Genomic DNA, 10,907 nt, shown 5'->3' with positions numbered 1-10,907 from the left:
GGGTCGTGGGCGCTGGTCTGGTCGGTGACCATGTCCGGGCGCACGCCGCGACGGACCAGTTCCGGGAGGATTTCAGCCGCGTTACCCAGCAGGGCGATGGAGATCGCCTTGCCTTCCTTGGTGTATTTGGCGATGCGCGCCAGAGCGTCGTCGAGGTCTTTGGCTTGCTCGTCGACATAACGGCTGGTCAGACGGAAGTCGATACGGCTTTGCTGGCATTCGATGTTCAGCGAGCAAGCGCCGGCCAGGGTGGCAGCCAGAGGCTGAGCGCCACCCATGCCACCGAGGCCGGCGGTCAGGACCCAACGACCTTTCAGGTCATCGTTGTAGTGCTGGCGACCGGCTTCGACGAAGGTTTCGTAGGTGCCCTGGACGATGCCCTGGCTGCCGATGTAGATCCAGCTGCCGGCGGTCATCTGGCCGTACATGGCCAGGCCTTTGGCGTCGAGCTCGTTGAAGTGCTCCCAGCTCGCCCAGTGCGGTACCAGGTTGGAGTTGGCGATCAGGACGCGCGGGGCGTTGGCGTGGGTCTTGAACACACCGACCGGCTTGCCGGATTGCACCAGCAGGGTCTCGTCGTCGTTCAGGTGGGTCAGGCTCTCGACGATCTTGTCGTAGCACTCCCAGTTACGCGCCGCACGACCGATACCACCGTACACCACCAGTTCCTTGGGGTTCTCGGCGACTTCCGGGTCGAGGTTGTTCATCAGCATGCGCAGCGGAGCTTCGGTCAGCCAGCTCTTGGCGGTCAGCTTGTTACCGCGGGCAGCGCGGATTTCGACGTCACGCAGGCGGGTGGTCTTGGCGGTCATGGTCATCTCCTCTCATTCACTGGTTAGCGGGTTGGCGGCGCGGTTTAGCTTATCTATCTGCGCTTATATCAACCTGTATGTACAAGTGAATGCAAGTGAGAGGCCAAAATCTGAATTTACGACCTGAAGAAAAACTTAAAAGTCAAATAATATGAATTAATTCAATGACTAATAGATCAAAGAAAAAATGGCTCATGCGAGGTGGAAAGAAAATTCTGTTGCAACTTTGCGATAAGCTGATGCGAAGACGAGCAATCCGTAACACTTTTGTGCGGCGGGGAACGACGAAATGTCACCTTTTTGCCACTCCGGGCGGTGGCGGTAACAATGTCGGCAGGGTATCTGCAACAACAGGCAGGTCGAGCGGCAAGCGGGGGCCGCTCGACCCGTGGGATCAATTACCGAACTTGCCTTCCAGTCGATAACGCGACCCCGGATAGACCAGTCGCGCACAGCCGACCTGGCCTTTGGCTGCCCAGGTACGGCGGCGAATCAACAGGCACGGCTCATAGCGTTTTATCTGCAACAGCTTGCACTCGGCGGATTTGGCATGGATCGACTCGACCACATGTTCGCCCTCGGTCAACGGCGCCAACTGGATCAGGTAGGCATAAGGCGTGATCTTGGTGAAGTCCTGCTGCAGGTAAGCGGGTGCTACCTCGGCGTTGACGAAGCGTTCTTCGATCTGCACCGGCACGCCATTCTCGTGATGCACCACCACCGAATGGAACAGGCGCTTGACCCCTTCGAGGGGGAAGGGCATCGAAGCACGAGCCCGTTCAGGCATCTCTTCGAGCACGATCACTTCGCAGCGATGTTCATGACCCCGGGCCTCGATTTCTTCGGCGATGTTGTGGATCTCGAACAATGCGGCATGCCCCTTGGGCTCCGCAACGAAGGTGCCAACCCCTTGCATCCGCACCAGCGAGCCTTCAATGGTCAGCTCGCGCAAGGCGCGGTTGATGGTCATGCGACTGACCCCCAACAAATTCAGCAATTCGCTTTCCGACGGCACCTTGGAATTGGGCAACCAGGCACCGGAGCGAATCTTCTGCATGATGATTTGCTTGACCCTCGCATACAGCGGGGAGGGACTCTCGAGCGAAAAAGACTCGAGAGACGCATTGTCCTCAATAGATTTGGCCACGTTGATTCCTGAATTGAAAAAATGCCCCGACTAGCTTGCTCGCTAGTTTACCGAGCTACGGCAGATACGCCTATGCGTAGTCGAGGCCCCAGGCGATTGATGCGACATCACCCAGGCATGCGTCGAGTCACGTCGAACGCTTTTCAATCCAGCGGCGATATTGGCGAGTGCGACAGGCATTGGCGAGCTGTTGCAGGATCAGCGCGCGCAACGGTGACACCCACTCCGTGTCCGGTGCATAGTCGCGATACCCATTGGCTTTGCGCGCGACAGACTTGATCAGGCCGCTCGCTTCGTAGAAGCGGATGCGTGAAGGCGCCAATCCGCTGATTTTCGCCAGTTCGCCTATTCTCATAGTCCACCCAAAAAACCATTGACCTTAAAGTTGACTTTAAACCTAAAGTCATTGGGCAGCCAAGCGGCCCAGGTTTAATGCTTTTGGTCATGGCCTCCCTACCACACAGGAGATGCGAGCATGAGTTATGTCACTACGCAGGACGGTGTCGAGATCTTTTACAAAGACTGGGGTCCACAAGACGCCCAAGTGATTTTCTTTCATCACGGATGGCCACTCAGCGCAGACGACTGGGATGCGCAGATGCTGTTTTTCCTGGCCAACGGCTATCGGGTCATAGCACACGATCGGCGCGGCCACGGGCGATCCAGCCAGGTCTGGGACGGACACGACATGGATCACTATGCCGATGACGTCGCAGCCGTAGTCAACCATCTTGGCGTGCAGGGGGCCGTCCATGTGGGGCACTCCACCGGCGGCGGTGAAGTCATCCACTACATTGCTCGGCACGGCGAGGACCGCGTGTCGAAGGCCGCCATCATCAGCGCCGTACCGCCGCTGATGGTCAAGACTGAAAGCAATCCGGGCGGGCTGCCGAAATCGGTTTTCGATGACTTGCAGGCACAACTCAAAGCCAACCGCGCCCAGTTCTATCGCGACGTCCCGGCCGGGCCTTTCTACGGTTATAACCGCCCGGGTGCGAAACCGTCCGAAGGCACCATCGCCAACTGGTGGCGGCAAGGCATGATGGGTTGTGCAAAGGCGCACTATGACGGGATCGTGGCCTTTTCCCAGACCGACTTCACCGAAGACCTGAAAAGCATCACGATCCCGGTGCTGGTGATGCATGGTGATGATGACCAGATCGTGCCTTATGAAAACTCCGGGCTCCTGTCAGCCAAGCTGTTGCAAAACAGCACGCTGAAAACCTATTCGGGCTTCCCGCATGGCATGCCCACGACGAACGCCGAAACCATCAACGCCGATTTGCTTGCTTTCGTGCGGGGTTAGGCAACCGGGGAGGGGCGGGTAAAACATCCTGCCCCTCTGCATTTTACCGGCCTCACTCCCTGCTCAGGTTACTGCGGTCTCCATATCAGGACTTAACGTTCCCAACCAGGCCACCAACCCCACAATCAACACCGCTGCCGATAACTCGACCAACACGCTGCGCCTTAACGCATTAGCCGCCACTCGATACTCCCCCTCCCGCAACGACCGTTGCAAAAGCGGGCCAAGGTGAAATCGGTTCAACGCGGCCAGCACCAACATCCCGGCAAACAACACCACTTTGATGAGCAGCAAAGTCCCGTAGGTGCTTAGCAGCACGGCATCGAGTTCTGGACCCACGATGAACAGGTAGTTCACGACGCCTGTGACCGTGATCACGACTACGATCAAAGCGCCCACCGATTCGAATCGGTTGACGACCCGGGCCAGCAACTTGATGCTTTCTGCTGTTTGCAGCGTGTCGAGCATTGCCATCCTGGCAAAGGCGACCAATGCACCCAGCCAGGCGCCTGCCGCCAGCAGGTGCAGTATGTCCATCGCAAAATGCCAATAACGACGACTGCCCTCATCCATCGCCCCATGACCGCTCCAGGCGAGACTGGCCAGGGCTATACCACCGGCAATAGTTGCGACTGACAAGCTAACGACAGGTGCACGTTGGTGGAGCAGCACCACTGAACCGCCAACAACCAACGCGATGATGCGCACGACCCAGGCAAAGCCTACGTCCGTCTCCAATACCATCATTTCAATATGCGGGTGCAGCTCGGCGAAGTCCGACTCCCCACTCATGGCGCTCGCCATTAGTACCATGCTGGCGACAGACATGAGTACACCCAGCACCGTCGTCCCCGCCAGCATGGACCGAAACGGCAACACGGCCCCCGACACTCGCTTTCGTCCTTCAAGGCTGTACAACCCGAAAAGTGCCATGCCAAAGAGCAGCATGAAATCCATGTACAAGCCGAAGCGCAGGGCAATGCTGGCCCAGTCGCTCATCAGTTATTTCACTTTGAACGAAACGTTGCCTGTGATCGGATGAGTGTCCGACGACACCGCGCGCCAATCGACTTGGTAGCTACCAGCGGGCAATGGAGAGAGCGGCGTGATAACCATGGTTTTCGGGTCGCTGCCGCCAGAGACTTTGGCCTTCATGGGCATCGGGGCATGGGCCATGCCCGGCATTTCGGTCATGACCAGTTTCGCGCCAGAGAACTGGGTCATGAGGTTTTCGGAAAAGTGCAGTTCGATCTTGGCGGGGGCCGGGCCGACCGCGCCTTCCTGCGGGGTGGAGGAGAGCAATTTCGGGTGCGCCTGAGCGAATGTGCTCATCAGCAGCGCGCTGGAAAGTGCGATGGCAACAGCGGTGGTTTTGATCAATCGCATACAAGGCCTCTCACCGCTTCAAGCGGTCATTTTTTTGATTGTAGTTAACGTGTACTAGAACCACAGCCGAACACCAAGGACCAGGCGTGCCTCACTGCGATCCTCGCCTTCTTCCCTGGCATAATCGGCTGTCTTGCCGTAGGTGCGGTTCCAGGTCACGCCGATGTAAGGGGCAAGCTCCCGGCGGATTTCATACCGCAGGCGCAGGCCCGCTTCAGTGTTGGACAGGCCGGAACCGATGCCTCGTTGCGGGTCGTTTTTGCCGTAGACATTAAGTTCGGCGGTTGGCTGCAAAATCAGTCGGTTGGTCAGCAGGATGTCGTAGTCGCCTTCCAGGCGCGCGGCGGTTTGGCCACCTTCACCGATGAAGGCCGTGGCTTCGGTCTCGAAGTTGTACAGCGCCATGCCTTGCACGCCGAACGCCGCCCAGGTTTGTGGGTCGCCGGGTTTGAAATCCTGGCGAACGCCGCCCACTACGTCCCACCACGGGGAGATGGCGTGGCCCCACAGTGCCTGGACCTCCGCATCTTCAGTTTTGCCGTTGGTGCGTTCGCCTTCCGAGCGCAGCCACAGGCGGTCGATATCGCCGCCGATCCAACCCGAGATATCCCAGGCCAGGGTGCTGCCATCATCAGCGTCCTGCCATTCGAGCTTGTCGGCAAGCAAGTAATAGTTGAGCGCGGAGTCATGGACGTTATGGCCATGGGGGCTGACGAACACGGCGGCGCGGTCGGCATCGGTCAACGCCGGAATCGGCGTGCGGCTTTCGGCAGGCGCGGCAGGCTGCATCTGGCCGTCGTCCATGCTTTGCATCTGGCTGTGGTCCATGCCCTGCATTTGGCTATGATCCATGCCCTGCATCTGGCTATGATCCATGCCCTGCATATCGTTTGTGGCGGCCATTGCCGATGACAGTGTCAGGCTCGCGGTCACGAGCGCCAGAAAAATCGGAGTAATCCTGATCATGGGTAGCGCCTCATTCTTCCACGCGAACTTCACGGAACATGCCCATTTCCATGTGGTACAGGAGGTGGCAGTGATAGGCCCAGCGGCCGAGCGCGTCGGCAGTCACCCGATAACTGCGCCGTGAGCCTGGCGGCATGTCGATAGTGTGTTTACGCACCATGAACTCGCCGTTCGCGTCTTCAAGGTCGCTCCACATGCCATGCAGGTGAATGGGATGCGTCATCATCGTGTCGTTAACCAATACGATGCGGATTCGCTCGCCGTACTTGAGGCGCAGCGGTTCAGCGTCGGAGAACTTCACGCCGTTGAACGACCAGGCGAACTTTTCCATGTGGCCAGTGAGGTGCAGTTCCACGGTGCGGCCGGGGTCGCGGCCGTCCGGGTCTGCGAAGGTGCTGCGCAAGTCGGAATAGGTCAGGACGCGACGACCATTGTCACGCAGGCCGAGGCCAGGGTCATCGAGTTTGGGTGAAGTGGTCATGGCTTGCATGTCCACCAGCGGATTGTTGTTTTCGGTCGCGGGATGGGACTGCATTTCGCCCATGCCGGTCATGCCGCTGTGATCCATGCCGGCCATGCCTTGCATTGAGCTGTGGTCCATGCCGGTCATCTGACTGTGATCCATGCCCGCCATGTCGCCGCCCATGCTGCCGTGATCCATACCGCCCATGCCCATGTCATCCATGGTCACCAGTGGTCTCGGGTCTAGGGCAGGGATCGGCGCGGACAAACCCACCTTCGCCGCCAGCGTGCCGCGGGCGTAGCCGGTACGATCCATCGACTGGGCAAACAGGGTGTAGGCATCCTGGGTCGGCTCGACGATCACATCGAACGTCTCTGCCACCGCGATGCGAAACTCGTCGACGCTCACCGGTTTGACATGCAGGCCGTCCGCTGCGACCACCGTCATTTTCAGGCCGGGAATGCGTACGTCGAAGTAGGTCATGGCGGAGCCGTTGATAAAGCGCAGGCGCAGTTTCTCTCCGGGACGGAATACACCGGTCCAGTTCATGTCAGGCGCCTGGCCGTTCAACAAATAGGTGTAAGTCGCGCCGCTGACGTCGGCCAGGTCTGTGGGATTCATCTTCATTTCGGCCCACATCTTTCGATCTGCGACGGTGGAGCCCCAGCCTTTCTCGCTGACGTCGTGGATGAAGTCGCCCACGGTGCGCTTGTTGTAGTTGTAGTAATCTGACTGTTTTTTCAACGTCTTCATCAAGCCGACCGCGTCTTCGTCGGTCCAGTCGGTCAGCATCACCACATAATCGCGGTCGTACTCAAACGGCTCCGGCTCCTTCGCATCAATCACCAGCGGGCCGTAGACGCCTGACTGCTCCTGAAGCCCCGAATGACTGTGATACCAGTACGTGCCGTTCTGCCTGACCTTGAATTGATAGACATACATCCCACCGGGTTCGATGCCGTGAAAACTCAGCCCCGGTACGCCGTCCATGTTGGCCGGCAACAAGATGCCGTGCCAGTGAATGGAGGTATCGGCATTGAGTTTGTTCCTCACCCGCAGCGTAACCGTGTCGCCTTCGCGCCAGCGCAGCAGGGGGCCGGGAATACCGCCATTGATGGTCATCGCGGTGCGCCGGTTGCCGGTGATGTTGACCGGGGTTTCGCCGATGAACAGGTCAAAGTCGGTACCGGCCAGGACATTCGCCTCGCCCGGGCTGGTAATCGCCCAGACAGGTGTGCGCCATAGCCCGAGGCCGCCGAGAATCCCGGTGGCGGCGAGCCCCTTCACAAAGGTTCGTCTAGAAGTTTCAGGTCGCATGACGCTGTGTTCCCTGTCAGTCGGATGACGGAGCAATCAGGAGATGTTGCCACGTTTGATGAAGAGGGTAAGGGGGGCGACCTTTCAGAAGACTGAGCTGAAGATTACGGTTTTGTCAGCTTCACCCGCGACCTCGAATTGGATCCTGTCATGCCAGACTTTGCGAATGTGGGCTTCACGCTTAAGTATCTTGACGTTGAGGTTCTCCTTGGCAATCGCTATGCAGATGAAGTCATAGGCGCGGCGCGAAGCCCTCAGGGGCCATACCCATCTGATGGAAACGATCGGGGTGGGCCTTGGCGCAGTGGATGCAAAAAGAGTTGGCGCATGACTTCAATTACTGATTTTGCGCTACCTCATCATCAACGCGGCCAGTTCCCGTTCCCGCCGCGTGACGTCCTCTTCCACCGCCCGCACTTCGCGCATGTAAGCCTCGACGGCGGGCGGCAGCGAGCGTTCCTTGAGGGAGATAAAACCGTAATGCATATACGACGCCTGATCGTGGAGCGGCAGCGGTATGATTTCACCCGCCAGCAACTCGCGCTCAAAGGCCGTCAACGTGCCGATTGCCAGCGCGTTGCTGTTCACCACGAATTGGACGATCTGCATGGGCACGTCAATTTCAATCGCCGGCACAAAATCGCCAGTCACTGTGTCATAGGCGCCGGCGCAGCCTAACGCCGCGCGCGGCAGAAGGCCGGCCAGGCGCGACGGAATACGCGATGCCACCCAAGGGTAATCGAGTGTTTGCGCGCGCTTCAGAGTGCGTTGCGTCAGCAGCGGATGCCCGGGTCGGCAAAACAGGCGTCCCTGATGTTCACCCAACAGCTCGCAATTGAATTCTTTTTCGCCTTGCAACGCACTGATTTCAGCGATCCCCAGATCCACCACACCGTTGGCGACCTGCTGCGCAACTTCTCGCCAACCGGCAACATGGGCCGTCACCTTGAGGTTGGGATGGCGGGCGTGCAAGCGAGCAATGGCGCGATAGCCGCTGATGACACTGGGGTACGGCCCCAAGGCCACCTTGAGTGTGCCGATGTCGCCATCCGCCAGCAGGGCGATGTCTCGCCGAAGGTCCTCTTCGGCCATCAACAAGCGCTGGCTTTTGCCCTGCAGCACCTGGCCGAACGCCGTCAGGGTCACACCATCGCTGCGTCGATCGAACAGCGTAACGCCAAGCTCCTGCTCCAGCAGCTGGATACTTTTACTGAGCGCAGGTTGCGAAACGCCCAACGCTTTGGCCGCCTGGCCGAAATGGGCATGTTCGATCAATGCCAGGAATTGGCGTAGGCGGCGCGGGGTCATGTCATAACCTAAATGTTATCGATATCAAGTAAAACGGAATTTTTCGTAATCAAATGAATATGCTATTCCTTGCCGGGCGGGTCAAGACGAACAAGAGCAAACCCGCGCCATCAAGGCATCGATACTCTGGCGAAGGAACATTTCATGAACAACAAGACCCTCAGTTGCGCGCTGGCCATCGCACTGTCCACGGGCTTCAACCCCAGCATTTTTGCTGCTCAGACAACTGCCGTACCGGCCGCGATTGAGCATGTCGATAACCATTTCGACAACAAGGGCAAACCGCCCTCGACCTACACCGTCGAATTTCAGAAAGGTGTGCGCAACACGCTTCCTTTTGCAGACAAGCGCGATTTTGAAGAAGCCAGGAAAGGCTTCATCGCAGCGCCGGCCTACAACAAGATCATGGCCGATGCAGGGAACGTCGCCTGGAACATGGGCAGCTACGATTTCCTGCTCGCGGGCAAGGACTTCGACACGGTCAATCCCTCGTTGCAACGGCAGGCCGTGCTCAACATGGCCTATGGTCTGTATGAAGTGGTTCCGGACAGGATCTATCAGATCCGCGGCTTTGACCTGGCCAATATCACGTTCATCAAGGGCGACACCGGCTGGATCGTTTTCGACACCCTGACCTCGAAGGAAACCGCTAGGGCGGCGCTGGATTTCATCAATGAAAAACTGGGCAAGCGCCCGGTCGTGGCCGTGGTGATTTCTCACTCCCATGCGGACCACTTTGGCGGTGTCCGTGGCGTAGTCGAGGAAGCGGACGTGCGCAGCGGCAAGGTCGCGCTGATCGCCCCCGTGGGCTTCATGGAGCATGCGGTCGCTGAAAACGTATACGCCGGCAATGCCATGAATCGACGCGCGTTCTTTCAATACGGCCTGCTGTTGCCACGCAGTCCCTACGGTCATGTCGACATGGCGATCGGCAAAAACGCCGCCTCCGGCAACATCGGCTTGATCGAACCTAATCGATACATCGAAAAGGATTTCGAAAGCGTGACCATCGACGGGGTGCAAATGGAGTTCCAGAACACGCCAGGCACCGAAGCACCGTCGGAAATGAATACCTGGTTCCCGCAGTTCAAGGCGTTCTGGGCGGCCGAGAACGTCACCGGCACCATTCACAACATCTACACCCTGCGCGGTGCCTTGGTGCGCGATCCGCTGGTGTGGTCGAAGAACATCAACAACGCCCTGTATCGCTACGGCCAGCAGGCGGATGTGATGCTTGCCGCGCACAATTGGCCGCGCTGGGGCAATGAACGAATCCAGGAAGTGATGCGCGCGCAACGCGACGCCTATGCCAACCTGAACAACGCCGTCCTGCATGCGGCGAACCAGGGCGTCACCATCAACGAGATCCACAATGTCTACAAGTTGCCCGAGAGCCTCAAGAACACTTGGGCGACGCATAGCTATCACGGCTCGGAAGAACACAACAGCCGCGCGGTAATCAACCGCTACCTGGGTTATTGGGATGCCAACCCGGCCACGCTGATGCCGCTGTCACCGAAGGATTCGGCTCCGCTGTACGTTGAAATGATGGGCGGGGCTGCAAAGATCATGGCCAAGGGCAAAGCCTTGTACGATCAAGGCAAATACCGTGAAGCCTATGAGATTCTCAATAAGCTGGTGTACGCCGAGCCGCAAAACACCCAGGCCAAGGACCTGCTGGCGGACGTCTATGAGCAGGTGGGCTATCAGAAGGAAAGTGCCGGCGTGCGCAACAGCTTCTTGGCGGCGGCCTATGAGTTGCGCAACGGCATGCCCAAGGGCCGGGCGCCAAGATCTGGCGGGCCGGACTTTATCCGCGCCATGAGCACGGAGTTGTGGCTCGAATATCTCGGCATCAGCCTGGATGGCAGCAAGGTTGCGGACTTGCATTTCGTCCTGAACCTCAAGACCCCGGACAATGGCGAACAATTCGTGGTGGAGCTGAGCAATTCAACGCTGACCAGCATCAAGGGCCAGCAGGCAAAAAAACCCGACCTGACCCTCACCCTCGATCGCTCGGCGCTTGAAGGCGTGATGGCCAGGCAGACCAGCTTCGATCAGCTCGTCGCGGACGGCAAGGCAACCTTTGAAGGCGATCGCAAACCGTTCGCCCAACTGATGGCCGCCATGACCCCATTCACCCCGGACTTTGAACTGCTGCCGGGGACGAAGCCGTAATGGCGATGGCGCGTTAGACAGTTA

General features: G+C 58.5%; 8 protein-coding genes and 3 pseudogenes. 2 read left to right on the top strand and 9 right to left on the bottom strand.

Annotation, left to right across the window (positions count from 1 at the left end; translation table 11 throughout):
• The 3 genes and pseudogenes from hutU to PG5_RS33915 form a co-directional block, all read right to left on the bottom strand.
• Positions 1–812 (bottom strand): urocanate hydratase (gene hutU, locus PG5_RS27385; protein ID WP_042955797.1); only part of this gene is annotated, 812 nt, incomplete at its 3' end.
• A 394-nt stretch (positions 813–1,206) separates the two neighbouring features.
• Entirely contained in the window at positions 1,207–1,959 is a 753-nt protein-coding gene (gene hutC, locus PG5_RS27380; protein WP_042955793.1) for a histidine utilization repressor, read from the bottom strand.
• A gap of 208 nt (positions 1,960–2,167) precedes the next feature.
• A pseudogene (locus PG5_RS33915) lies at positions 2,168–2,314 on the bottom strand (MerR family DNA-binding transcriptional regulator); the annotation flags it as partial.
• 108 nt (positions 2,315–2,422) lie between these two features.
• Between PG5_RS33915 and PG5_RS27370 the strand changes: the two are divergent.
• Positions 2,423–3,265: pseudogene (locus PG5_RS27370) on the top strand (alpha/beta fold hydrolase); the annotation flags it as partial.
• Positions 3,266–3,328: 63 nt separating this feature from the next.
• Here the strand turns inward: PG5_RS27370 and copD are convergent.
• The 6 genes and pseudogenes from copD to PG5_RS27340 all read right to left on the bottom strand — a co-directional run bounded on the left by copD (position 3,329) and on the right by PG5_RS27340 (position 8,705).
• The gene (gene copD / locus PG5_RS27365; RefSeq protein WP_020800327.1) at positions 3,329–4,264 is read right to left on the bottom strand and encodes a copper homeostasis membrane protein CopD; all 936 of its coding nucleotides are present in this window, start codon (positions 4,262–4,264) and stop codon (positions 3,329–3,331) included.
• A 3-nt stretch (positions 4,265–4,267) separates the two neighbouring features.
• Positions 4,268–4,651 carry a copper homeostasis periplasmic binding protein CopC gene (copC, locus tag PG5_RS27360; RefSeq protein WP_020800326.1) on the bottom strand — a complete coding sequence of 128 codons (384 nt, stop codon included), beginning with the start codon at positions 4,649–4,651 and terminating at the stop codon, positions 4,268–4,270.
• 54 nt (positions 4,652–4,705) lie between these two features.
• Positions 4,706–5,617, bottom strand: coding sequence for a copper resistance protein B (locus tag PG5_RS27355; RefSeq protein WP_020800325.1), 912 nt, complete (start codon positions 5,615–5,617; stop codon positions 4,706–4,708).
• A 10-nt stretch (positions 5,618–5,627) separates the two neighbouring features.
• Complete coding sequence (locus PG5_RS27350; RefSeq protein WP_033044952.1) at positions 5,628–7,397, bottom strand: copper resistance system multicopper oxidase; 1,770 nt, start codon at positions 7,395–7,397, stop codon at positions 5,628–5,630.
• Between the two features lie 183 nt (positions 7,398–7,580).
• Positions 7,581–7,698: pseudogene (locus PG5_RS34355) on the bottom strand (transketolase family protein); the annotation flags it as partial.
• 50 nt (positions 7,699–7,748) lie between these two features.
• Complete coding sequence (locus tag PG5_RS27340; RefSeq protein ID WP_020800323.1) at positions 7,749–8,705, bottom strand: LysR family transcriptional regulator; 957 nt, start codon at positions 8,703–8,705, stop codon at positions 7,749–7,751.
• Positions 8,706–8,849: 144 nt separating this feature from the next.
• On the opposite strand from PG5_RS27340, the gene PG5_RS27335 reads away from it, so the two are divergent.
• Entirely contained in the window at positions 8,850–10,883 is a 2,034-nt protein-coding gene (locus PG5_RS27335; RefSeq protein ID WP_020800322.1) for an alkyl/aryl-sulfatase, read from the top strand.
• Positions 10,884–10,907: the final 24 nt, after the last annotated feature.

Source organism: Pseudomonas sp. G5(2012) (genome assembly GCF_000408945.1).
Taxonomy (GTDB): Bacteria; Pseudomonadota; Gammaproteobacteria; order Pseudomonadales; family Pseudomonadaceae; genus Aquipseudomonas; species Aquipseudomonas umsongensis.
Note: the sequence above shows the minus strand (reverse complement) of the source record. Positions and strands in the feature narration are given on the sequence as shown.

Coding starts and splice junctions, on each gene's coding strand:
- copD (WP_020800327.1), bottom strand. CDS start 4,264: ATGAGCGACTGGGCCAGCATTGCCCTGCGCTTCGGCTTGTACATGGAT.
- copC (WP_020800326.1), bottom strand. CDS start 4,651: ATGCGATTGATCAAAACCACCGCTGTTGCCATCGCACTTTCCAGCGCG.
- PG5_RS27355 (WP_020800325.1), bottom strand. CDS start 5,617: ATGATCAGGATTACTCCGATTTTTCTGGCGCTCGTGACCGCGAGCCTG.
- PG5_RS27350 (WP_033044952.1), bottom strand. CDS start 7,397: ATGCGACCTGAAACTTCTAGACGAACCTTTGTGAAGGGGCTCGCCGCC.
- PG5_RS27340 (WP_020800323.1), bottom strand. CDS start 8,705: ATGACCCCGCGCCGCCTACGCCAATTCCTGGCATTGATCGAACATGCC.
- PG5_RS27335 (WP_020800322.1), top strand. CDS start 8,850: ATGAACAACAAGACCCTCAGTTGCGCGCTGGCCATCGCACTGTCCACG.